Source organism: Pseudactinotalea sp. Z1732, from assembly GCF_049724975.1.
Classification (GTDB): domain Bacteria; phylum Actinomycetota; class Actinomycetes; order Actinomycetales; family Beutenbergiaceae; genus CALKWS01.
In genome coordinates, this window is sequence record NZ_JBMPQC010000006.1 from 35472 (window position 1) to 57889 (window position 22418).

The window sequence follows — 22418 nt, forward strand, 5'->3', positions numbered from 1 at the left end:
CATCGGGGAACACCCGGAGATGACCCTGAGCCTCCGCTCCTACTCCGTCCGGCGAAGCACTGCGGCGGTACCGTGGGCCGGTAGGTCCTCCGCCGCGGCCAGGGCCACGAGGTGGTCGGTGACCTCGGCGAGACCGGCCGCGTCGTAGTCGATCACCTGCATCGACTTCAGGTAGGCCATCACCCCCAGGCCGCTGGCGAACCGTGCGGTCCCACCGGTGGGCAGCACGTGGTTGGACCCAGCCAGGTAGTCCCCCAGCGGCACCGGCGAGTGGAGGCCGAGGAAGATCGCTCCGGCGTTGTGCACCCGCTCGGCCACCTGCGCGGCATTGCGGGTGTGGATCTCCAGGTGCTCGGCCGCATAGGCGTTGACCACCTGCACGCCCTGGTCCAGGTCCTGCACCAGCACCACCGCCGACTGCGGGCCGGTCAGCGCCGTCCGGATCCGGTCGGCGTGCTTGGCCAACTCGGTCTGCGCCTCGATCTGCCCGGCGACCTGATCGGCCAGCGCTCCCGAGTCGGTGATCAGGACCGAGGCCGCCGCCGGATCGTGCTCGGCTTGGGAGATCAGGTCCGCGGCCACGTAGGCGGGTTGCGCGGTCTCATCGGCCAGGACGGCGATCTCGGTGGTGCCGGCCTCGGAGTCGATGCCGACCAGGCCCAGTACCGCGCGTTTGGCCGCCGCCACGTAGATGTTGCCCGGGCCGGTGATCACGTCGACCGGTTCGCAGGCATTCTCCGCCCCGGCTCCCGGCGCGGCCTCGACACCGTGGGCGAACATGCCCACCGCCTGAGCGCCCCCGACGGCGTAGACCTCCTCCACCCCGAGCAGGGCGCAGGTGGCCAGCACCACCGGATCGGGCCAGCCGTCGTTGTCCTTCTGTGGCGGACTGGCCACCGCCAGTGCCGTCACCCCGGCTTCCTGGGCCGGCACCACGTTCATCACCACCGAGGAGGGGTAGACCGCCAGTCCCCCGGGGACGTACAGACCCACCCGACGCACCGGGACCCACCGCTGGTGGACCTGTGCACCGGGGCCGAAGGTGGTGCGGGCGGCGCCGGGTAACTGGGCGCGGTGGGCTTTCCGGGCGCGACCGATCGCCTCGGTGAGCGCCGCCCGCAGATCCGGGACGAGCCCGGCCAGTGCCCGGGCGAGCACCTCCTGCGGCACCCGCAGGGAGGCCGGTGTCACGCCGTCGAACGTCTCGGTGTAGTCCGCGATCGCCGGGGCCCCCTCCTGGCGGACACGTTCCAGGATGGGCCTGACGGTCTCGATCGCGGCCGCCACGTCCACCTCGGCACGGGGAAGCACCCGGCGCAGGTGGGCCGCAGAGGGTGCGGTGTTACGAAGGTCGATCGTGCGCATCACGAGGCATGAGTCTACGCGCGCTGCCATGATGAGGTGATGCCCTCAACACCGCAGACCGATCCGCAGGACGTGGCGATTCGCGACGACATGATCCGGCTGGGCCAGTTCCTCAAACTAGCCGGCGTCGCCGAGGACGGGATCGAGGTCAAGGCGCTGCTCGCCGAGGCCGCGGTGACCGTCAACGGTGAGATCGAGGCACGCCGCGGCAGGCAACTGAACCGCGGGGATGTGATCGGTATCGAGGCACCGGTCGGCTGGACCTACCTGCGGGTGAGCGGGTGAGGTCCGGCCCTGCTCAGGCCACGCAGTGCGGCCCCAGCAGGGCTTTGAGGTCCCCGTACAGCGCGGGGGTGCGCTCCACCCGGAGTTGATCGTCCAGTCGCAACACGGTGGCCCGGCCGGGTGAGGTCAGTCGCAACCGCACCTCGGTCACACCGGGGTGGGTGGACAGGATGTCGCGCAACTGCTGGACCACCGGGGTGGTGCAGCGGTACTCGGCGAGGCTGACCGTCATCGGGGCATCATCGCTGACCGACACGTCCGGCAGGGACATCTCCATCGCCTGCAGGGCCAGGGAGTCATCGCGCCGGCGCAGCCGGCCGCGCAGCACCACCACGGTGTCCTCGGCCAGGGCGGTGGAGTAGGCCAGGTAGGTCTCCCCGAAGAACATCACCTCGACGCTGCCGGCCATGTCCTCGATGGTCACCGCCGCCCAGGTGTTGCCCTGCTTGGAGACCTTGCGTGCGACCGAGGTGATCAGCCCGGCCACGGTGACGGTGGACCCGTCAGGTCGCGCCTCATCGGCCAGCAGGGTCGCGATCGGCACATCGGCGGCCTTGGTGAGCACGTGCTCGATACCGGACAGCGGATGGTCGGAGACGTACAACCCGAGCATCTCGCGCTCGAAGGCGAGTTTCTGCTTCTTGTCCCACTCGGGCAGGTCGGGGACCTCCACGGTCAGGGACACCTCGTCATCGGCGTCACCGAGTCCGGCGAACAGGTCGAACTGGCCCTCGGCCTCCTTCCGCTTGACCCCGATCACGGCGTCAACGGCCTGCTCGTGGATGAGCAGCAACGACCGGCGGGTGTGTCCCAGGGAGTCGAACGCACCGGCTTTGATCAGCGATTCGATGGTGCGCTTGTTGCACACCACCGCAGGCACCTTGTCCAGGAAGTCCGTGAAGGAGGTGAAGGCGCCCTTGTCCGCGCGGGTGGCCACGATCGCCCTGACGACGTTGTCACCGACGTTGCGGACCGCCCGCAGCCCGAACCGGATGTCATCGCCCACCGGGGTGAATGTTCCCTCGGAGGCGTTCACATCCGGGGGCAGCACCGTGATGCCCATCCGGCGGCACTCGTTCAGATAGAGGGCGGACTTGTCCTTGTCATCCCGGGTGGAGGTGAGCAGGGCGGCCATGTACTCGGCCGGGTAGTGGGCCTTGAGGTAGGCGGTCCAGTAGGACACCAGCCCATAGGCCGCGGAGTGGGCCTTGTTGAAGGCGTAGTCACTGAACGGGACCAGGACTTCCCACAGCGCCTTGATCGCCGCCTCGGGGTAGTCCCGCTCACGCATCCCGGCGTGGAACTTGTCGAACTCGGCGTCCAGGACCTCCCGCTTCTTCTTGCCCATCGCCCGGCGGAGCAGGTCCGCCTCACCCAGGGTGTACCCGGCGAGTTTCTGGGCGATCTCCATCACCTGCTCCTGGTAGACGATCAGCCCGTAGGTGGTGCCGAGGATCTCGTCCAGGGGCCCGGCCAGTGCCGGGTGCAGCGGGGTGATGTCCTGCAGGCCGTTCTTGCGCAGGGCGTAGTTGGTGTGGGAGTTGGCGCCCATCGGGCCGGGCCGGTACAACGCACCGACCGCGGAGATGTCCTCGAAGTTGTCCGGGCGCATCTGCCGTAGCAGCGTGCGCATCCCGCCACCGTCGAGCTGGAACAGACCGAGGGTGTCGCCGCGGCCGAGAAGTGCGTAGGTCTCCCGGTCGTCCATCGGCAGGTCCTCGACGATCACCGGGTCCTTGCCGTTGACCTCGATGTTGATCAGCGCGTCTTCCAGGATGGTCAGGTTCCGCAGTCCCAGGAAGTCCATCTTCACCAGGCCCAGGTCCTCCCCGGCGGGAAAGTCCACCTGGGTGATGACCGCACCATCCTGCTCGCGCCGCATGATCGGGATGATGTCGATCAGCGGCTCGCTGGCGATGATCACCCCGGCGGCGTGCACACCCCACTGGCGCTTCAGGCCCTCCAGGCCCTTGGCCGTCTCGAGTACCTTGGCCGCGTCGGGGTCCTCGCTGATGAGTTGGCGGAACTCCCCGGCCTCGGCGTAGCGGGAGTCATCGGCGTTGAACATCCCCGCCAGGGAGACATCCTTGCCCATCACCGCCGGCGGCATCGCCTTGGTGAGTTTCTCACCCATCGCGAACGGATAGTCCAGGACCCGGCTGGCGTCCTTCAGCGCCTGCTTGGCCTTGATGGTGCCGTAGGTGACGATGTAGGCGACTTTGTCCTCGCCGTACTTGTCCGAGACGTAGCGGATCACCTCACCGCGGCGGCGCTCATCGAAGTCGATGTCGAAGTCGGGCAGGCTCATCCGCTCGGGGTTGAGGAACCGCTCGAAGATCAGCCCGTTCTTCAGCGGGTCCAATCCGGTGATGCCCATCGCGTAGGCGGCCATCGACCCGGCTCCCGAGCCACGGCCCGGGCCCACCCGGATGCCCTGGGACTTGGCCCAACTGATGAAGTCGGCCACCACCAGGTAGTAGCCGGCGTACCCCTTGGAGGTGATCACCTCGTGCTCGTAGTTCGCCTGGGCGCGCACATCGTCGGGAATGCCGTTCGGGTAACGCTGGTGCAACCCGAGTTCGACCTGCTGGGTGAAGTAGGAGACCTCGTTCTCACCCTCGGGCACCGGGAAGTGCGGCATGTACCGGCCGACCTCCTCGGTGAAGGTGACCTCGCACTGCTCGGCCACCAGCAGGGTGTTGTCGCACGCCTGCGGGTAGTCGCGGAACAGTTCACGCATCTCCGCACCGGACTTGAGGTAGAACTCCTCTCCCTCGAAGGCGAACCGGGACCCGCCCTGCGCGTATGACGGCTCGGTGAGCCGGGAACCGGAGTTCACGCACAGCAGCGCCTCGTGGGCGTGAGCGTCCTCGCGCTTGGTGTAGTGCAGGTCGTTGGTGGCCAGCAGCGGCGCGCCGATGTGCTCGGCCAGCCGGATCAGGTCGGTGATGGTCCGGCGTTCGATCTCGATGCCGTGATCCATGATCTCGACGTAGTAGTTCTCCCGCCCGAAGATGTCCTGCAACTCGGTGGCGGCCCGCACCGCCTCGTCCCACTGGCCCAGGCGCAGGCGGGTCTGCACCTCCCCCGACACACAACCGGTGGTGCCGATCAACCCCTCGGCGTAGGTGGACAGCAAGTCCCGGTCCATCCGGGGCCACTTGCCCATCTGACCTTCCAGGGACGCCAGCGAACTCATCCGGAACAGGTTGTGCATCCCGGTGTTGTTCTTGGCCAGCAACGTCATGTGCGTGTAGGCGCCGCGGGCGGAGACGTCATCACCGCCCTGGGAGCCCTCCCCCCATTGCACGCGGGTCTTGTCGAACCGGGAGGTACCCGGGGTGACGTAGGCCTCCACGCCGATGATCGGATTGATGTCGTACTTGCGGGCGGTGCGCCAGAAGTCGTAGGCCCCGAAGAGGTACCCGTGGTCGGTCGTGGCCAGCGAGGTCTGCCCGAGCCGGGCTGCCTCGGCGAACAGATCGTCCAACCGTGCCGCCCCGTCCAGCATCGAGTACTCGGTGTGGACGTGCAGGTGAGCGAAATCGGCGGCCATGGCACCCGAGTCTAGGCGGGCTCGCCCACAGCGGCCGGACGGCTCACCGGGCGCGTGCGTGGACCGGGCATAGGGTGGCAGCATGGGCACGAGCAAGCGATGGCACGAGGTAGTCCGGGCAGCCGGTTTGGACGACGGTGAGGGTGGGACACGGCCCACGATCTTCGCCGAGATGACGGCGCTGGCCCAGCGGACCGGGGCGTTGAACCTGGGTCAGGGCTTTCCCGACTCCGACGGCCCGGCCACGGTCACCGAGGCCGCGCGCACCGCTATCGCCGAGGGGATGAACCAGTACCCGCCGGGCAACGGGATCGTGCCGTTACGGGAAGCGATCGCGGCGCATCAGAGCCGCCACTACGGCATCGAACTGGACCCCGGCAACCAGATCACGGTCTCCAACGGGGCCACCGAGGCGATCGCGGCGTCGATCCTGGCCCTGGCCGGACCGGGCGATGAGGTGCTGACCCTGGAGCCCTACTACGACTCCTACGCCGCCGTGATCGCGATGGCCGGCGCCACCCACGTGAGCGCTCCGCTGGTGGGCCACGCCGATCAGGGGTTCACCGTGGACGCCGAGGCCCTGCGGGCTGCCTTCAGTGACCGCACCGCCGTGGTGCTGCTGAACAGCCCGCACAACCCCACCGGTGCGGTGCTCAGCGCCGAGGACCTGGCGCTGATCGCCGAACTGGCCATCGCCCACGACGCGGTCGTGGTCTCGGACGAGGTCTATGAGCACCTGACCTACGACGGCGCCCGGCACATCCCGATCGCCACCCTGCCGGGCATGTTCGAGCGGACGGTGACGATCTCCTCGGCGGGCAAGACGTTCTCGGTGACCGGTTGGAAGGTGGGCTGGGCCAGCGGTCCGGCGGATCTGATCACGGCACTGGTCAGCATCAAGCAGTTCCTCACCTACACCGGCGGCGCCCCGTTCCAGCCCGCGGTGGCCACCGCCCTGAACCTGGAGATCACCCCCGGTCCTGATCAGCACTGGGTCGGCGAACTCGCCGCCGACCTGTCCGCCCGGCGCGACCTGCTCATGACGGGACTGACCGAGGCGGGCTTCGAGGTCGTGCGGCCGCGGGGATGCTACTTCGTCATCGCCGAATCCTCGACGTGGCTGGAACGGCACGGTCTGGCCGACGGAGCGGCGCTGTGCCGCGCCCTGCCGGAGTTGGCCGGGGTGGCCGCGGTGCCGGTGAGTGCCTTCACCGTGCCCGGCAGCCGGGCCGACCGGGACCTCGCCGCATCGGTGCGGTTCACCTTCACCAAGTCCTGGGACGTGCTCAACGCGGCTCTGCAGCGTCTGGCGCAGACGTCAGCACCTTGACCGCGTCGCGGTGCCACATCCTGGCATCGAGGTAGCGCTCGGCGCCGACCTCGTACCCCAGGGACTCGTAGAAGGGCAGCGCGGTCTCCTGGGCGGACAACTCCACCCGCACCTGCCCGTCGACGGCGAACTCGGTGTAGGCGATCCGTTCCAGTTCGGCCATCAGGGCGCGACCGACCCCCTGGCCCCGGGCCTCGGTGAGAACCGCGACCCTGGTGGCGTGCACGACGCCCGGCTGCTCGGCGTCGGTCAGCATCCGCGCGGTTCCCACATCGCGGAAGTCGGGGTCCACCGCGATCAGGTGCACGCTGGAGTCGGACTCATCCCGCCCGTCGAGTTCCTCGGCGGGCAGCACACCCTGCTCCTCCACGAACACCGTCCAGCGCAGACCGTGCACGCGGGCCAGTCCGGAGAGTCCATGTACACGTTCGATCCTCATGGCTGCCGCAATTCCTCCAGGGCTCCGGCGAGGTCCTCGGGGTAGGTCGATTCGATGATGAGCGGCTGCCCGGTGGCCGGGTGGTCAAAGCCCAGTGCCATCGCGTGCAGCCACTGCCGGCGCAGGCCGAGCCTGCGGGCCAGCACCGGATCGGCGCCGTAGGTCAGGTCGCCGACGCACGGGTGCCCGATCGCCGAGGAGTGCACGCGGATCTGATGGGTGCGTCCGGTTTCCAGGTGGATCCGCAACAGGCTGGCCGCGCGCATCGCCTCCAGCGTGGAGTAGTGCGTGATGGACTCGCGGCCTCCGGCCACCACCGCCCACTTGTAGTCGTGCCGTGGGTGCCTCCCGATCGGGGCGTCGATCGTGCCGGCCGAGGGGTCGGGGTGTCCCTGCACGACGGCGTGGTAGATCTTGGTCACGGTGCGCTCCTTGAACGCCCGCTTCAGCGCCGTGTAGGCACGCTCGCTCTTGGCCACCATCATCAGCCCGGAGGTGCCCACGTCGAGGCGGTGCACCACGCCCTGGCGTTCGGCTGCCCCGGAGGTGGAGACCCGGTACCCGGCGGCCATCAGCGCTCCCACCACCGTGGGGCCGTCCCAGCCGGGGCTCGGGTGGGCGGCCACGCCCACCGGCTTGTCCACCACCACGATGTCGTCGTCGTCGTGGCGGATCACCATGCCCGGGACCGGCTCGGGTGGAGCCGGGGCCGCGTCAGGGGGCGCCTCGGGCAACCGGAGTTCCAGCCACGCCCCGGACCGGAGCCGGTCGGACTTGCCGACGACGTCCCCGTCCATGGTCACCGCGCCGGCGCCGAGCAACTCGGCGGCCTTCGTGCGGCTCAGCCCGAGGAGGCGGCCCAGCGCGGCATCGGCACGCTGGCCCTCGAGTCCCTCGGGCACCGGTAGGGCGCGGTGGTCAGCCATGGTCTTCCTGCGGGGCGGAGGAGACCGCAGGGGTGCCCGCGGAGTCGTGCTCACGGAGTCCGTCCAGCCCCACCCCGCGGATCAGTAGGATCGCGATCATCGGAGCGGCTACCACGATCGCGATGTCGGCGACGTTGCCGATCACCAGACCCGCGTAGTTGAGAAAGTCCACCACGTGCCCCTGGGCGAAACCGGGGTCGCGGAAGAGACGGTCGGCCAGGTTGCCCAGGTTTCCCCCCAGCAGCAGCCCGAGTCCGATCGCCCACGCCCGGGAGCGCAACCGGGGCGCTGCGACCAGGATCACCACCGTGACGACGGTGGCGGCGACGGTGAACACCCAGGTCAGTCCGGTGGCCAGGGAGAAGGCCGCACCGGGGTTGAACACCAGTTGCAGGCCGAACCAATCCCCCAGCACCGGGTGGTACGCGCCGGGTTCCAGGGTTGCCAGCACCACGATCTTCGTGGCCTGGTCCACACCGAGCACTGCCAGGGTCAGGACCACCAGGTAGGCCAGCGCCCGGGACCGGGAGGCGGGTGCGGCGCGGTTCCCGCCGGTACCGCTACTCGAGGACTCGCTCACCGATCACGGACGGCGCAGGTCGTTCTCCGAACTCCCGCCGCCATAGCCGCTCAGGCCGGAACCACGGCCCTCGACGTCGCTGAGCAGCCCTTCCAGATAGCTCTTCAGCCGGGTGCGGTAATCACGTTCGAAGACCCGGAGTTCGTCGATCTTGCGCTCCAGTAGGGAGCGCTCGCCCTCGAGCTGGTTCAGGGTGCGAGTACGCTTCTCCTCGGCCTCGTTGACGATCTGCTCGCCCTCGGTGCGGGCTTCGGTCAGGATCCGGTCCGCCTCGGCCTTGCCGTTGGCGACGTACTCGTCGTGCAGGCGCTGCGCCAGCTGCAGCATGCCGGTGGCCGACTCGGGTTCGCCGGTCTGCGCGGCGGCAATGCCGGCGGCCGGGGTCGCATCGGCTGCGCTCGGCTGGGACGGCTCCGGCTCCGGCTCCACCGGGGATGCCGCGGACGGCTCGGCCGGTGAAGGTTCTTCGGGGGCCTGTTCGGTCGAGTGCGCAGCCGCCACTACGCCGAGGTTGGCGGTCTCGTCGGCCGGGGTGCCGGCGCTGAGTTCTGCGATGCGTGCCTCGGCAGCCTCGAGTTTGGCCTTGAGTTCCTCGTTCTCGCCGGAGACCACCCGCAAGGTAGCCACGACCTCGTCGAGGAAGTCATCGACCTCATCCTGGTCGTACCCCTCGCGGAACTTCGTCGGTTGGAATTTCTTGTTGAGGACGTCGTCCGCAGTCAGCAGTGCCATTTTCAGCTACCTCGGATTGTTGATCGGGTGGCGGATGCCACCTACTTGTACGTTAGCGGAGTTCCGCCCGTGCCCTGCTACAGGATACGCCCGACTACAGCGTATGCGGCTGAATAATCCCGAGGAGCAGGGAACAGGCAATGAACACCAGGATGAAGCCCAAATCTAGGGCAACGGCGCCGATTCGCAACGGCGGAATGATCCTGCGGACCGCTCGCAGCGGCGGATCGGTGACGGTGAAGGTGAGTTCAGCCACAACCAAGGTCACGCCCTGGGGCTTCCAGTCCCGGGCGAATTGCTGCACCCAGTTGAACACGAGCCGGACCAGCAGCAGGACCACGTAGAGCAGTACAGCCAGATACAGAACGCTCAGGACGACGGACACTCAAGACCTAACTCTGGTTGAAGAACCTTGCCTGAGCAGTCTCCGGCTCCCGCTCCTCGTTGGCAATCTCCACCGTGGCAGGTGAGAGCAGGAACACCTTGTTGGTGACCCGCTCGATAGCGCCGCGCAGCCCGAACACCAGGCCGGCGGAGAAATCCACCAGGCGCTTGGCCTCGGCGTCGGTCATGTCGGTGAGGTTCATGATCACCGGGGTTCCGGAGCGGAACGCCTCGCCGATGGTCTTGGCATCGTTGTAGGTGCGGGGGTGCACCGTCGTGATCCGCCGCAGACTGCCCGAGTCCCTGTGCGACGCGGCGCGGCTGATCGGGGTCACTTCTGCCGGAGGGGTCTGCTCACCCGGCTCCTCGTCGTCGTAGTCCACGTAGTCCTCGTGCTCCTCGGCCTCCGGCTCGGACAGCCCGAGCCAGAGCATCGACTTGCGCAGCGTTCCGGCCATGGGTGCTCCTCGTTCCCTCGCCCACAGCGTGCGCTGTGAGGATGCGTTCTGTTGGTTCCGACGCTAGACCAGCAGCGAACCGCGTCAGGGCAGGTCACCGCGGCGTGTCGCGGCCGCCGAGCGCAACCAGTCCGGCAAACCGGCCGGTTCGGCCGTCCCGACGGTAGGAGTAGAACCGGCGGTCCTCATAGGTGCACAGGCCCACGTCGTCGATGTGGGGCACCCTGGCCCGGCGGAGCACAGCGGCCACTCCGGCGGCGAGATCGATCGAGGGGGTGCCCCAGCTCGTGGTGCCGCCGAGTGCGGGGTCGACCGCCTCGGCGTCCGCGCGCAGGTCGGCGGGAACCTCGTAGCACCGGCCGCAGATCGCCGGACCGATGACGGCGTGGGAGGCGCCGGCACCCCGGGCCTGCATCGCAGCGAGTGCGTTCTGCACCACCCCGGCCAGGAGACCCCGGCGCCCGGCGTGCACCGCGGCGACCAGGCCCGGCCCGGCCAGCAGCACCGGAACGCAATCCGCTACCAGGACCCCGACGCCGCTGCCCGTCCCCAGCAGCGCGTCACCGGTGCCGTCGGTACAGCCCGGCTCGAGCACGTCGGTGCCGTGGACCTGCCGGGCGTAGGCGACCGGCCCGCCGAGGAGCTCGGCGGCGATGGCCCTGTTGGTCCGCACATGGTCCGGGTCGTCGCCGGCCGCGCCCCCGAGGTTCAGCGCCTGGAACGGCGGCGCGCTGACACCGCCGGCGCGGGTGGTGAACAGTCCGCGCGCACCCGGGCCGAGGTCGACCCGGATCACGGTGTCGGCGTCAGCGCCGTCGGCCCTACTTGAGGAACTCGGGCACATCCAGATCGTCGTCCCGCCGCCGGCGGGGCGCCTCGTCGAAGATGCGCGGGACCTCAAGCCCCTGGGTCGGGGGGCCCGCGGGGCTCTGCGCCGAAGGGGCTTTCGGTGCGCCGTTGGTGTGCGCCGCCACCGGGACGCGCCCGGCGGTTGCGGGTTCGTCGGCGTCGATCACGGTGGGTACCGCACGCTCGGCCGGCGCCACGGGCTCCGGGGTCCGCTCCACCTTGGGCTCCGGGTGCGCAATCGACCTGCTCCCGTCCGTCGGGGTCGGGCTGCCGCCGTCGAATCCTGCCGCGATCACGGTGACCCGCACCTCGTCGCCGAGGGCGTCGTCGATGACGGCGCCGAAGATGATGTTCGCCTCGGGGTGGGCAGCCTCCTGGACCAACCGGGCCGCCTCGTGGATCTCGAACAGGCCCAGGTCGGAGCCGCCCTGGATCGACAACAACACCCCGTGGGCGCCATCGATGCTGGCTTCCAGCAGTGGCGAGGAGATCGCCAGTTCCGAGGCCTGCACGGCACGGTCGTCGCCACGCGAGGAGCCGATCCCCATCAGGGCGCTGCCTGCTCCCTGCATCACCGACTTCACGTCCGCGAAGTCCAGGTTGATCAGACCCGGGGTGGTGATCAGGTCGGTGATCCCCTGCACACCCGAGAGCAGCACCTGGTCCGCGCTCCGGAAGGCATCCAGGACCGAGACCCCGCGGTCGGAGATGGACAGCAACCGGTCGTTCGGGATCACGATGAGGGTGTCCACCTCATTGCGCAGGGCCTCGATGCCGGCGTCGGCCTGCACTCCGCGCCGCCGGCCCTCGAAGGTGAACGGGCGGGTCACCACCCCGATCGTGAGCGCGCCCAGGGACCGGGCGATCTTCGCGACCACGGGCGCGCCACCGGTCCCGGTGCCTCCGCCCTCGCCGGCGGTGACGAAGACCATGTCGGCCCCGCGCAGCACCTCCTCGATCTCCTCGGTGTGATCCTCAGCGGCTTTCTTGCCCACCTCGGGATCGGCTCCTGCCCCAAGCCCGCGGGTCAGGTCACGGCCGACGTCGAGTTTGACGTCGGCATCGCTCATCAGCAGTGCCTGGGCGTCGGTATTGACGGCGACGAACTCCACGCCTTTCAATCCGACCTCGATCATCCGGTTGACGGCGTTGACTCCACCACCGCCGATACCCACTACCTTGATGACCGCTAGATAGTTCTGCGGTGCCGCCACGTCACTTCCCTCTCGTCAAACCCTCAACCTCTACTTAAGGTTTAGAGTTATGTCATTTCCTCACAGCGATGACGCTATGTCCGCCGCACCCCGGCGGCAACGACCTAGCGGGGCGTGTCGGCCTTGAGATTCTGCTCAGCCCCGGGTGATGGGGTTACGTGGCGCCGACACGTCGTACACCTCGGCCGGTACCTGACGCAGCGTCGTGAGGACGGCTGCCTTCAGTTCGTTCTCCTCCGCACTCCCCCACACCACCACCGCGCCGTCGGTGAGTTCGAGTTCGACCTGGTCCGGGCTGGCCGCGCCGGCGGCGGTGACCTGATCGAACAACTCCGGTGGCAGGGCGCCCAGCACCGTGACCGCGGCCTCCAGTGAGGCCGCGGAGGTCTCGGTGCCGACCTCCACCTCCACCAGCGGGAGGTCCTCGCGCGGCTCAGGCGTCACCTGCAGATTGACCGCATCACCGTCGAGCACCAGGTACTCCCCCTCGTCGGGCACCGTCGCAACGGGCGTGCGCGGTGTGATCTGGACCTGCACACCGTGTGGCCACTCGCGCACCAGATCGGCCGAGAGCACGCCGGTCACCTCCTCGACCTCCCGGGCAAGTGCCGTGGTATCCAGCCGGACCAGCGGCTGCCCGTCGTGTGCGGCCAGCAGGTCGTGGATCTGCTCGACCTCGACCAGGTCGGAGGCGCCGGTGATCCGTACCTCCTGCGCGCGCAGCGCCAGCACCGGGGAGAACAGCACCAGGTAGACCACCGCGGCCACCGCCAGCACCGCTGCGGCCACGATCGCGATGGTGCGCCACCGCAGCCGCCGGAGCGCCCGGCGGCGTTCGGCCAGCCGGGCACCGAACTGGGTGGAGATCCGGCGCTGTGGTGCGCCCGAGTCGGCCTCGGCCGCCACCGGCCTGCCGGGGCGTCGCAGCGGCGTCCCGCCCGGGGGGCGCGGGCTCACCGGCGCCCTCACCGTCGCCCCAGTTCGGCGAGGATCAGCTCCGGGAGCGCGGTGACGTCCCCGGCGCCGATCGTGACCACCAGATCACCGGGCGCGGCCCGAGCGGCCGCTGCGGCGGCCAGGGCGGCGAAGTCCTCGATCACCTCGGCCCCGTCGAGGTGATCGGCGATCAGCGCCGAAGTCACCCCGGGCAACGGCTCCTCCCGGGCCGGGTAGATCGGGGCCAGCAACACATGGTCCGCCGTGCGCAGGACCCGGGCGAACTCTTCGGCGAAGTCCCGGGTGCGGGAGTACAGATGCGGCTGGAAGACGGCGATCACACGCCCTCCGGCAGCCGCGCGTCGTGCGGTGGCCACCGCTGCGGCGACCTTGGTGGGGTTGTGGGCGTAGTCGTCCACCACCCGCACCCCGGCCACCGTGCCCCGCAACTCGAACCGGCGCGCGGTCCCGGTGAATGAGCCCAGGGCGGCGGCCATCTGGGCGGGGTCCACGCCCAGTTCCACACCGGCACACCACGCGGCGGCGGCGTTGGCCAGGTTGTGCTCGCCGGGCACGGCCACGTCCAGTTCCACCGCGCCGAGCGCGCTGGTCAGGCGCGCGCCGGATTGTCCCGGGGCGAGGTGGGTGATGTCGATGCGCACGTCCGCGTCGGTGCTGACGCCGTAGGTCTGCACCCGGGTTCCCCGCTCCCTCAGGGCGGCGGCAAAGCCCGTCGCGCCGGGGTCGTCGGCGCAGGTGATCACCAGCCCCCCCGGCTGCACCCGCGCGGCGAACTCCAGAAAAGCCCCGGCATAGGCCTGCGCCGTGCGGTAGTGGTCCAAATGGTCGGCCTCGATATTCGTCACGATCGCTACCCGGGGCGAGTAGTTGACGAAGGAACCGTCGGACTCATCAGCCTCGGCCACGAAGACAGTGCCCTCGCCCTGGTACGCGCCGGTGTCCATGGAGACCACGCGCCCCCCGATCGCGAAGGAGGGGTCCAGCCCGGCAGCGCGCAGGGCGACGGCGAGCATCGCCGAGGTGGTGGTCTTGCCGTGGCTGCCCGCCACGGCCACGAAGTCCTTGCCGCGGGCGGCCAGTGCCAATGCCTGGGACCGGTGCAGGATCGGCACGCCCCGGTCCCGAGCGGCGCGCACCTCGGGGTTGTCGGGGCCGATCGCGCTGGAGATCACCACGGCGTCCTGCGGGCCCAACTCCGCCACGTGCTCGGCGGCGTGGCCCACGTGCACCCGGGCACCCAGGCCCCCGAGCCTGGCCAGAGCGGGCGAGTCGGCCCGGTCCGAGCCGCTGACCTGATAGCCCTGACGCACCAGCAACTCGGCGATCACCGACATCCCGGCACCCCCGATGGCGATGAAATGCATCCTCATCCGCGCTGCTCCAGCACCGTGGTCACCATCCGGGCCAGCCGGTCGGTGCCATCGGTGATGCCCGCCCGGAACGCGGCGCTACGCAGCCCGGCCAGTTCCTCGTCCCCGCGCATCAGCGGCAGCACGTGCTCAGCCAGCCACCCCCCGGTCAAGTCCTCGTCCGCGACCATCAGGGCGCCTCCGGCAGTCACCACCGGTCCGGCGTTCAGCGCCTGCTCCCCGTTGCCGATCGGGAGCGGGACGTAGACCGCGGGAATGCCCAGTGCGGTCAGTTCGCTGACGGTCCCCGCACCGGCGCGTGCGATCACCAGATCCGCGCAGGCCAGGGCGTGCTCCATCTCCATCAGGTACTCGCGCACGTGATAGTGATGGGACTGCGCCATGTCGGCGGTGGCCTGGTGGACCGGATCCGCTTTGCCCCGGCCGGTCAGGTGCAACACCTGCGCGCCGGCCTCGATCAGGTCCGGGCCGATCTCGGGAAGCACCTGGTTCAACCGGGCCGCGCCCAGGGATCCGCCGGTCACCAGCACCGTGCGACGGTCCGGATCCAGGCCCAGGGCCCGGGCACCGGCGCGCGCGGTGGCATCGGCATCCTGCTCACGCCGTCGGATCAGGTCGGCGATGCTCGCCCGCAGCGGCAGGCCCACGAGTTCGCCCCCGCGCAACGCGGTGCCGGGAAAGGTAATACCCACCGCGGCTGCGTACCGCGCACCCAGCCTGTTCGCCAGCCCGGGGCGGGCGTTCTGCTCGTGCACCACGATCGGGACCCCGGCCCGCCGCGCCGCCAGGTACGCCGGTGCGGAGACGTACCCACCGAATCCGACCACCAGGTCAGCCCCGGACACCACCGAGGTGGCGGCGGCCATCGCCCGGCGCCAGCGGCCCGGCAGCGTGAGCCACTCGGCACTGGGGCGACGCGGCAACGGCACCTTCTCGATCGTGACCAGGTCCAGCCCGGCGGCGGGCACCAGGTCGGCCTCCAGCCCGGCCGCGGTGCCCAGCACCTTCAGTTGCACCCCGGGCAACTCCGCGGGCAGGCGTTCGGCCAGCGCCAGCAACGGGTTCACGTGCCCGGCCGTGCCACCCCCTGCCAGCACGATCACCGGAGCGCTCACGAGGACCGCCGGGACCGCGGAGCCACGACCGCCAGGTGGGCACGCAGGGAACTGCGCCGCGCCGCCAGCGCGGCTCTGGCACCGGGCTCGTTGCGGGCGAAGGCCAGCACGATCCCGAGCGCAGCCATCGTGGTGACCAGGGCCGAACCGCCGGCGCTGACCAGCGGCAACGGCAACCCGATCACCGGCAGCACCCCGATCACCACGCCGATGTTGATCAGTGCCTGGCCCAGGATCCAGGTCCCGATGGCGGCGGTGGAGATCTTCACGAACCGGTCCGGGTGGCGCCGGACCACCCGGGTCAACCCGACGGCGAGCGCGGTGAACAGCACCAGCACCAGCAGCGCGCCCAGCAGACCGAGTTCCTCGCCGATGATGGCGAAGATGAAGTCGTTGTGGGCCTCGGGCAGCCACAGCCACTTCGAGCGGGACTCCCCCAGCCCCACCCCGCTCAGCCCGCCGGTGCCCAGGCCCTGCAGGGCACGGCGGGGCTGCAGGCCCAGCCCCATCGGGTCGACGTCGCCCATCCCGAACAGCATCGCGATACGATCGCGCCGGTTGCTCGAGGGGATCACCAGGAAGGCCGCCGCCGCACTCCCGGCCATCGCCGCCAGGGTGAACATCGACAGCGGCACCCCGGCCACCCAGAGTGCCCCGGCTACCAGCAGCATGATCACCAGCGCGGTGCCCAAGTCGTGGGTGTACAGCACCATGGCCAGAATCCCGGTGGCCACGAACACCGCTGGGAAGAGGACGTGGTACCAGTGCCGCAGCAGGCGGCCCTTGGCGGCCAACACCGCCCCGAGCCAGACGGCCAGGCCGAGTTTGCCGAACTCCGCAGGCTGGAAGTTCTGCCCGGCGATCACCACCCAGCCGGCGTTCCCGCCGGCCGCGACCTGCAGACCGGGGATGAACACCAGCGCCTGCATCAGTGCGGCCAGAGCCATTCCGGGCCAGGCCAGCCGGCGGATCCAGGACACCGACAGCCGAGAGATCCCCCAGGCCACCGGCAGCGCGAGCAGGGCGAACCTGGCCTGGTTGAGAAAGGTGGTGAACGGGGTGCCGGAGGACTGCAGCGACAACACCGACGAACTGGACAGCACCATGACGAGCCCGAGCAGCAACAGCAGTAGCGCCGAACCGCCGACCAGGTAGTAACTGGTCACCGGGGAGTCCCAAGCCGCCGCCACGGTGGTCTGCCGGGCGGTCCGTCTCTCGGCCTTGGACTCGGCCGTCTTGGACCTGGCCGTACCGGGCACGGACCTGGCCGGCTTCCGCGACGTGCGCTTCGCCGTCGTCTGCGGGTCGGCCGGGCGCGCGCGCACCGCCGGGCGTCGGGTCGGGGTCGTGGTCACCGGGGCGTCCCCAGTCCTGTGACCGCATCGATGAACGCCTCGCCGCGGGCCGCGTAGGAGTCGAACTGATCCTGGGAGGCACACGCAGGGGCGAGCAGCACGACATCGCCCTGGCGGGCCAGATCGGCGGCATGTCGGACGGCACGGTGCATAGGTTCAGTCTCACCAGCGGGCACCACGACTCGCGGGAGGTGCGGCGCGTGTCGGTCGAGTGCGGCAACGATCGGGGCCGGATCGGTGCCGATGACGACGACGGCGCGCAGCCGGTCTGCGCTGCCGGCGACCAGGGGACCGAGGTCGGCGTCCTTGGCCAACCCACCGGCGATCCAGATCCCGCGCCCGGGCGGCAGCGCACTGAGCGATGCGGCCGCGGCGTCGGGGTTGGTGGCCTTGGAGTCGTTGACGTAGCGAACGCCCGCGTGGCTGCCAACCTCCTGGATGCGGTGCGCACCGGGCGCCAGCGCGCGCAGGCCCGCGCTGATGTGCTCCGGGGCGACGTCGGCGGCCAGCGCGAGGGCCGCGGCGGCCAGCGCGTTGGCGACCAGGTGACCCGGTACCGGCGGGCCGCCGAGGTGGGCCAGGTCGGCCAGGGTGGCCAGTTCCTGGGCGTGGGTGCGCCGGCCCGGGGTGAACGCCCGGTCGGCGAGCACGTCCTCGACCAGCCCGAGCTGACCCAGGGCCGGCACGTTCAGGGTGAACCCCACCGCGCGGGCGCCTTCGGCGACGTCGGCTGCGGCCACCATGTCCCGGGTGGCGTCGTCGTGTGCGTTGTAGATGCAGGCGGCGGTGGTGCGCTGGTAGATCCGGGCCTTGTCCGCGGCATAGTTCTGCGGGCTGCCGTGCCAGTCCAGGTGGTCCGCGGACAGGTTCAGGCACGCACTGGCCAGCGGCGCGAGGGTGTGGGTGTAGTGCAACTGGAAACTCGACAGTTCCACCGCCAGGGCGTCCAGGGTGGTCCCGGCGGCGCGGGCACCGAGCACCGTGGTCACGATCGGGTCACCCACGTTCCCCACCGCCGGGGCGTTGCGTCCTGCGGCGGCCAGCATCGAGGCGAGCATGCTCACCGTGGTGGTCTTGCCGTTCGTTCCGGTCAGCGCCAACCACGGCACCCCCGGCGGGCACAACCGCCAGGCCAGCTCGACCTCGCTCCAGACCGGCACCCCCCTCTGCTCGGCCGTCTGCAGCAGGGGGTTGTGCGGTGGCAGTCCCGGGGAGGCGATCAGCACCTCCGGCTTCTCCTCCAGGGCCCGCTGGGCCAGCCCGGGCCAGTCCTGCCCGGTGAACACCATCACCCCGGCGGGCAGTGGTGCGGCGCCGGCCACCTCCGGACGGGAATCGACCGCGCTGACCCGGGCTCCGACGTCGTGCAGTGCCTGCACGGACGCAACGCCGCTGATCCCCAGCCCGGCCACCAGGACGCGCGCACCGGAGAGCTCGGCAGCCTCCATCGCTATCCGACGACCCACTCGGCGTAGAAGATGCCCAGACCCACACAGACGAACAGTGCCGCGATGATCCAGAACCGGATCACGATCGTCACCTCACCCCAACCCATGAGTTCGAAGTGGTGGTGCAGCGGGGCCATCTTGAACACACGTTTACCGGTGAGTTTGAACCAGCCGATCTGGATCACGTCCGACATCACGATCAGCACGAAGAGCCCACCGATGATCGCGGCCAGCACCTCGGTGCGGGTCAGGATGGACAGCCCGGCCAGCGCACCGCCCAGGGCGAGGGATCCGGTGTCGCCCATGAAGATCTTCGCCGGTGAGGCGTTCCACCATAGGAACCCGAAGCAGGCCCCCACGATGGCGGCGGCGATGATGGACAGGTCGCGCGGGTCGCGGACCTCATAACACCGCGACGCCACCTGGGAGAGCACCTGGCAGCTCTGGTTGGACTGCCAGACCGCCACCACCACGTAGGCACCGAAGACCAGCATCGACACACCGGTGGCCAGTCCGTCCAGACCGTCGGTGAGGTTGACCGCGTTCGACCAGGCGGTGATGAGGAAGTTGGCCCACAGCACGAACAGGATCAGTCCCACCCCCGCGCCCAGGAAGGCCAGGTCCAGGGCCGAGATGTCGCGGGTGAAGGAGATCTCGGTGGAGGCCGGGGTGCGGTACCGCTCGTTCGGGAACTGCAGGACCAGGACCGCGAACGTGACACCGATGGCGCCCTGGCCGATCATCTTCCACAGCGGGCTCAGCCCGAGGGAGCGCTGCCGGCTGATCTTGGTGAAGTCGTCGGCGAAGCCGATCACGCCCAGACCGACCATGAGGAACAACAGCAGCAGACCGGAGACATTCGGCGGACGGCCCGCCACCAGGTTCGCCACCGCGTAGCCGATCACCGTGGCTGCGATGATCACCACCCCGCCCATGGTGGGCGTGCCACGCTTGGTGAAGTGCGCGGTGGGGCCGTCCTGCCGGATGAACTGGCCGTATTCGCGCTTGACGAGGAACCGGATGAACAGCGGTGTGCCCAGCAGGGACACCAGCATCGCCACGGCACCCGCGGACAGGACGGCGATCATCGGGCTCGTTCCAACGCCTCGACCACCCGCCACAACTGCTCTCCGTTGGATGCCTTGACCAGCATCACGTCCCCGGAGCGCAGGTACCGGCGCAGCATGGCCACCGCCTCCGAGACCCCACTGGCCCGCTGCACCTCGCGCCGGTGCATCCCGGCCGCCAGCGCTCCGGTGGCCAGCGGGCGGGCCTCCTCCGCCACGGCGATCAGGCGGTCCACTCCCACCTGCACGGCGAAGGCACCGACTGCTTCGTGCTCGGCGGCCGAGTCCGGTCCGAGTTCGCGCATCGGGCCCAGCACCGCCACCGCCCGGCCCCCGGACCCGGCCGCCATCTGGCTCAGGGAGCGCAACGCCGCCCGCATCGAGTCCGGGTTCGCGTTATAGGCGTCGTCGATGATCGTGACCCCGGCGTCGCTGCGTTGCACGTGCATCCGGTGCGGACTGCGGGCGGACGCCGAACCGAGCGCGGTCGCGATCTGCTCCGCGTCTACTCCGAGTTCGTACGCCACCGCTGCCGCGGCCAGGGCGTTGGAGACCTGATGGAGGCCGTACAGAGTCAGTTGCACCGGGTGTGCCTGCCCGTGCAGGTGCAGCGTGAAGCGCGCCCGCCCCTGATCATCGGTGCCGATCTGCTCGGCGCGGACCTGCGCATCACCTCCGGTGCCGAAGAACACGGTCCTGCGCCCGGCCGCGTCAGGTGCCATCGCGGCCACCCGCGCGTCGTCGGCGTTCAGGACCGCCACGCCGTCGGCTCGCATGTTCTGCACGAGTTCGGCCTTGGCCCGGGCGACCGCCCCGATATCGCCGAAACCATCAAGGTGAGCCCGGCCGACGGCGAGCACCACCGCGATGTCCGGTGCTGCGATCGAGGTCAGGTAGGTCAGGTTCCCCGGTGCATCGGCCCCCATCTCCAGCACCAGCGCGGCGGTGTTCTCCGTGGCGCGCAGCACCGTCAGGGGCAGGCCGATCTCATTGTTGTAGGAGCCCACCGGGGCGATCACCTCACCACAGGTCTCCAGCACCGCCGCGAGCAGGTCCTTGGTGGAGGTCTTGCCCACCGAGCCCGTCACGCCCACCACGACCGGCGGCCGGGCGTTCTTCCGCAGCCGGGACAGCACCGCGGCGGCCAGGTCTCCCAGTGCCCTGGTGGTGTCGGCCACCACGATCTGGGCCAGCGGGGCCCGCGGCACCTCCCTGCTCACCAGGGCGGCCACCGCACCGGCCTCGGCCGCGGCGCCCAGGTAGTCGTGGCCGTCCACTCGGGCACCGCCCACCGCGACGAACAGGTCCCCCGGTCCCACCCGCCGGGAGTCGGTGACGACCCCACCGCTGACCGTGGCACCCTCATGCCCCGGGACGGTGCCGTCCACGGCGGCAGCGATCTGGGCGATCGTCAGGTCGATCATGAGGCGGTCGGGTGCTGCACTCGTTCGGCCATCGCCTTGCGCACCTCCTGTCGGTCATCGAGGTGGTGGTCCACGCCCGCGATCTCCTGCCAGGTCTCATGTCCGCGCCCGGCTACCAGAACCGTATCCGTATCGGCGGCGAATCTGATGACACGGGCGATCGCGGCCTGTCGCGGCGCCACCTCGTACAGGTCCACCTGCCGGCCCTCCTGCTGCTCCGTGGCCAGTGCGCGCACCGCTCCGGCCATCACCTCGGCCCGGATGCCCGCCGGGTCCTCATCGTGCGGATCATCATCGGTGATCACCACCACATCGGCACCCTGCACCGCCGCCGCGCCCATCGACGCGCGCTTGCCGCGGTCGCGGTCTCCGGTGGCACCGAAGATCACGAAGAGGCGCCCCTGCGTCCCCTGTCGCACCGCGGCCAGTGCCTGCTGGATCGCCTCGGTATTGTGCGCGAAGTCCACCAGCACCCGGGGGGCGGTGGCCACCAGTTCCATCCGACCGGGGACCACGGCGGTCAACCCCTCCGGCAGCGCGGCGGTGATCTGCTCCGGGCTCGCCCCCACCTGCAGGGCCATCACCAACGCCACGGCCGCATTGGCCACGTTGAACGTCCCCGGTAGGGCCACGGTGGTGCTCAGTTCCACACCGTCGGCGCTGCTCAGCGTGATCGGAGTGCCCGCGGGTCCCGGCGCGCCGGCGCTGACCTGCCAGTGGGCCGGCGCCCGGGTGGCCGAGACCGTGACGACATCGATCTCGGCCCGGGCGGCCAGTCGTCGTCCCCACTCGTCGTCGACCAGCACCACGCCGCGCCGCGCACGGCCCGGGGTGAACAGCGCAGCCTTCGCGGCGAAGTAGGACTCCATGTCGCCATGGAAGTCCAAGTGGTCCTGGGTCAGGTTGGTGAAGCCGGCCACCTCGTAGACGACTCCGTCCACCCGGTGCAGTTCCAGGGCGTGCGAGGAGACCTCCATCACCACGTCGTCCACCCGGGAACGCACCATCTGCGCCAGCAGTTGGTGCAGCGCGGGGGCCTCCGGGGTGGTCAACCGGGCGGGAGTGCGCTCGGCGCCGATCTTGAGTTCCACCGTCCCGATCAGGCCGGTGCTGCGACCCAGCGCAGCCAGGATGTGCTCGAGGAAGTAGGTGGTGGTGGTCTTGCCGTTGGTCCCGGTCACCGCGTAGGTGCCCAACCGCCGGGAGGGATGCCCGTAGATCCATGAGGCCACCTGGCCCAGGACCGCGCGCGGATCCTGGGCCACCAGCACCGGCACGGCGATCTCCTGCCCGGTGAGCAGGTCCGCTCCCGCGGCGTCGGTGAGCACACCCACCGCGCCGCCGGCCACCGCGGCGGCAGCGAAGCGCGCACCGTGAGCCCGCGCACCCGGGAGCGCAGCGAACAGCTCACCCGGACCGGTGAGCCGGTTGTCCAGGCTGACGCCGGTGACGGCGACCTCGAGGCCGGAGCCATCCTCCGGCCGGCCGCGCGCGGTCAGGCCGAAGGCCGCGGCTAGTCCGGCGAGGGTCCGCCGGGGCGGCTCAGCAGATGCAACGTTCATGC

20 protein-coding genes are annotated in these 22418 nt (G+C 70.1%); 2 read left to right on the forward strand and 18 right to left on the reverse strand.

Translation table 11 applies throughout. The features are described from left to right. Positions 1 to 39 precede the first annotated feature (39 nt). Entirely contained in the window at positions 40 to 1368 is a 1329-nt protein-coding gene (hisD, locus tag ACPL7H_RS12180; protein ID WP_424797174.1) for a histidinol dehydrogenase, read from the reverse strand. 36 nt (positions 1369 to 1404) lie between these two features. Between hisD and ACPL7H_RS12185 the strand changes: the two genes are divergently transcribed. Next, positions 1405 to 1650, forward strand: a complete 246-nt coding sequence (locus ACPL7H_RS12185; protein ID WP_424797175.1) for an RNA-binding S4 domain-containing protein — start codon at positions 1405 to 1407, stop codon at positions 1648 to 1650. 13 nt (positions 1651 to 1663) lie between these two features. Here the strand turns inward: ACPL7H_RS12185 and dnaE are convergent, their stop codons facing one another. After that, positions 1664 to 5206: a DNA polymerase III subunit alpha gene (dnaE, locus tag ACPL7H_RS12190; protein WP_424797176.1), complete on the reverse strand. Its 3543-nt coding sequence runs from the start codon at positions 5204 to 5206 to the stop codon at positions 1664 to 1666. An 82-nt stretch (positions 5207 to 5288) separates the two neighbouring features. Here dnaE and ACPL7H_RS12195 point away from each other — a divergent pair, with 82 nt between their 5' ends. After that, the gene (locus ACPL7H_RS12195; protein ID WP_424797177.1) at positions 5289 to 6536 is read left to right on the forward strand and encodes an aminotransferase class I/II-fold pyridoxal phosphate-dependent enzyme; all 1248 of its coding nucleotides are present in this window, start codon (positions 5289 to 5291) and stop codon (positions 6534 to 6536) included. On the opposite strand, the gene ACPL7H_RS12200 is transcribed toward ACPL7H_RS12195, so the two are convergent. The 16 genes from ACPL7H_RS12200 to ACPL7H_RS12275 all read right to left on the reverse strand — a co-directional run bounded on the left by ACPL7H_RS12200 (position 6493) and on the right by ACPL7H_RS12275 (position 22416). Then, entirely contained in the window at positions 6493 to 6975 is a 483-nt protein-coding gene (locus ACPL7H_RS12200; protein ID WP_424797178.1) for a GNAT family N-acetyltransferase, read from the reverse strand. The genes ACPL7H_RS12195 and ACPL7H_RS12200 overlap by 44 nt on opposite strands. Next, complete coding sequence (locus ACPL7H_RS12205; RefSeq protein ID WP_424797179.1) at positions 6972 to 7901, reverse strand: RluA family pseudouridine synthase; 930 nt, start codon at positions 7899 to 7901, stop codon at positions 6972 to 6974. Before ACPL7H_RS12205 ends, ACPL7H_RS12200 begins: the two co-directional genes overlap by 4 nt. Beyond that, positions 7894 to 8481 carry a signal peptidase II gene (gene lspA, locus ACPL7H_RS12210; RefSeq protein WP_424797180.1) on the reverse strand — a complete coding sequence of 196 codons (588 nt, stop codon included), beginning with the start codon at positions 8479 to 8481 and terminating at the stop codon, positions 7894 to 7896. The genes ACPL7H_RS12205 and lspA overlap by 8 nt, the downstream gene beginning before the upstream one ends. Before the next feature lie 3 nt (positions 8482 to 8484). Continuing rightward, complete coding sequence (locus ACPL7H_RS12215) at positions 8485 to 9213, reverse strand: DivIVA domain-containing protein (protein ID WP_424797181.1); 729 nt, start codon at positions 9211 to 9213, stop codon at positions 8485 to 8487. A 94-nt stretch (positions 9214 to 9307) separates the two neighbouring features. Then, positions 9308 to 9598: a YggT family protein gene (locus ACPL7H_RS12220; RefSeq protein WP_424797182.1), complete on the reverse strand. Its 291-nt coding sequence runs from the start codon at positions 9596 to 9598 to the stop codon at positions 9308 to 9310. Between the two features lie 7 nt (positions 9599 to 9605). Beyond that, a complete protein-coding gene (locus ACPL7H_RS12225; RefSeq protein WP_424787922.1) occupies positions 9606 to 10055 on the reverse strand; it encodes a cell division protein SepF in 450 nt (149 codons plus the stop codon). Between the two features lie 94 nt (positions 10056 to 10149). Beyond that, entirely contained in the window at positions 10150 to 10851 is a 702-nt protein-coding gene (locus ACPL7H_RS12230; RefSeq protein ID WP_424797183.1) for a polyphenol oxidase family protein, read from the reverse strand. 25 nt (positions 10852 to 10876) lie between these two features. Continuing rightward, positions 10877 to 12118 (reverse strand): cell division protein FtsZ, encoded by a 1242-nt coding sequence (gene ftsZ, locus ACPL7H_RS12235; RefSeq protein ID WP_424797184.1) that lies wholly within the window; start codon positions 12116 to 12118, stop codon positions 10877 to 10879. A 135-nt stretch (positions 12119 to 12253) separates the two neighbouring features. Continuing rightward, positions 12254 to 13075 (reverse strand): cell division protein FtsQ/DivIB, encoded by an 822-nt coding sequence (locus ACPL7H_RS12240; protein ID WP_424797185.1) that lies wholly within the window; start codon positions 13073 to 13075, stop codon positions 12254 to 12256. Between the two features lie 8 nt (positions 13076 to 13083). Continuing rightward, the gene (gene murC / locus ACPL7H_RS12245) at positions 13084 to 14445 is read right to left on the reverse strand and encodes a UDP-N-acetylmuramate--L-alanine ligase (RefSeq protein ID WP_424797186.1); all 1362 of its coding nucleotides are present in this window, start codon (positions 14443 to 14445) and stop codon (positions 13084 to 13086) included. Then, positions 14442 to 15560 (reverse strand): undecaprenyldiphospho-muramoylpentapeptide beta-N-acetylglucosaminyltransferase, encoded by a 1119-nt coding sequence (gene murG / locus ACPL7H_RS12250; protein ID WP_424797187.1) that lies wholly within the window; start codon positions 15558 to 15560, stop codon positions 14442 to 14444. Before murG ends, murC begins: the two co-directional genes overlap by 4 nt. Further along, positions 15557 to 16915 carry a peptidoglycan glycosyltransferase FtsW gene (locus tag ACPL7H_RS12255; RefSeq protein ID WP_424797188.1) on the reverse strand — a complete coding sequence of 453 codons (1359 nt, stop codon included), beginning with the start codon at positions 16913 to 16915 and terminating at the stop codon, positions 15557 to 15559. The genes murG and ACPL7H_RS12255 overlap by 4 nt, the downstream gene beginning before the upstream one ends. After that, positions 16912 to 18363, reverse strand: a complete 1452-nt coding sequence (gene murD, locus ACPL7H_RS12260) for a UDP-N-acetylmuramoyl-L-alanine--D-glutamate ligase (RefSeq protein ID WP_424797189.1) — start codon at positions 18361 to 18363, stop codon at positions 16912 to 16914. The genes ACPL7H_RS12255 and murD overlap by 4 nt, the downstream gene beginning before the upstream one ends. Before the next feature lie 2 nt (positions 18364 to 18365). Next, complete coding sequence (gene mraY, locus ACPL7H_RS12265) at positions 18366 to 19451, reverse strand: phospho-N-acetylmuramoyl-pentapeptide-transferase (protein WP_424787930.1); 1086 nt, start codon at positions 19449 to 19451, stop codon at positions 18366 to 18368. Then, positions 19448 to 20854, reverse strand: coding sequence for a UDP-N-acetylmuramoyl-tripeptide--D-alanyl-D-alanine ligase (locus ACPL7H_RS12270; protein WP_424797190.1), 1407 nt, complete (start codon positions 20852 to 20854; stop codon positions 19448 to 19450). The genes mraY and ACPL7H_RS12270 overlap by 4 nt, the downstream gene beginning before the upstream one ends. Further along, a complete protein-coding gene (locus ACPL7H_RS12275; protein ID WP_424797191.1) occupies positions 20851 to 22416 on the reverse strand; it encodes a UDP-N-acetylmuramoyl-L-alanyl-D-glutamate--2,6-diaminopimelate ligase in 1566 nt (521 codons plus the stop codon). Before ACPL7H_RS12275 ends, ACPL7H_RS12270 begins: the two co-directional genes overlap by 4 nt. Positions 22417 to 22418: the final 2 nt, after the last annotated feature.

Coding starts and splice junctions, on each gene's coding strand:
- ACPL7H_RS12185 (WP_424797175.1), top strand. CDS start 1,405: ATGCCCTCAACACCGCAGACCGATCCGCAGGACGTGGCGATTCGCGAC.
- dnaE (WP_424797176.1), bottom strand. CDS start 5,206: ATGGCCGCCGATTTCGCTCACCTGCACGTCCACACCGAGTACTCGATG.
- ACPL7H_RS12195 (WP_424797177.1), top strand. CDS start 5,289: ATGGGCACGAGCAAGCGATGGCACGAGGTAGTCCGGGCAGCCGGTTTG.
- ACPL7H_RS12200 (WP_424797178.1), bottom strand. CDS start 6,975: ATGAGGATCGAACGTGTACATGGACTCTCCGGACTGGCCCGCGTGCAC.
- ACPL7H_RS12205 (WP_424797179.1), bottom strand. CDS start 7,901: ATGGCTGACCACCGCGCCCTACCGGTGCCCGAGGGACTCGAGGGCCAG.
- ACPL7H_RS12215 (WP_424797181.1), bottom strand. CDS start 9,213: ATGGCACTGCTGACTGCGGACGACGTCCTCAACAAGAAATTCCAACCG.
- ACPL7H_RS12225 (WP_424787922.1), bottom strand. CDS start 10,055: ATGGCCGGAACGCTGCGCAAGTCGATGCTCTGGCTCGGGCTGTCCGAG.
- murC (WP_424797186.1), bottom strand. CDS start 14,445: ATGAGGATGCATTTCATCGCCATCGGGGGTGCCGGGATGTCGGTGATC.
- murD (WP_424797189.1), bottom strand. CDS start 18,363: ATGGAGGCTGCCGAGCTCTCCGGTGCGCGCGTCCTGGTGGCCGGGCTG.
- mraY (WP_424787930.1), bottom strand. CDS start 19,451: ATGATCGCCGTCCTGTCCGCGGGTGCCGTGGCGATGCTGGTGTCCCTG.
- ACPL7H_RS12270 (WP_424797190.1), bottom strand. CDS start 20,854: ATGATCGACCTGACGATCGCCCAGATCGCTGCCGCCGTGGACGGCACC.
- ACPL7H_RS12275 (WP_424797191.1), bottom strand. CDS start 22,416: ATGAACGTTGCATCTGCTGAGCCGCCCCGGCGGACCCTCGCCGGACTA.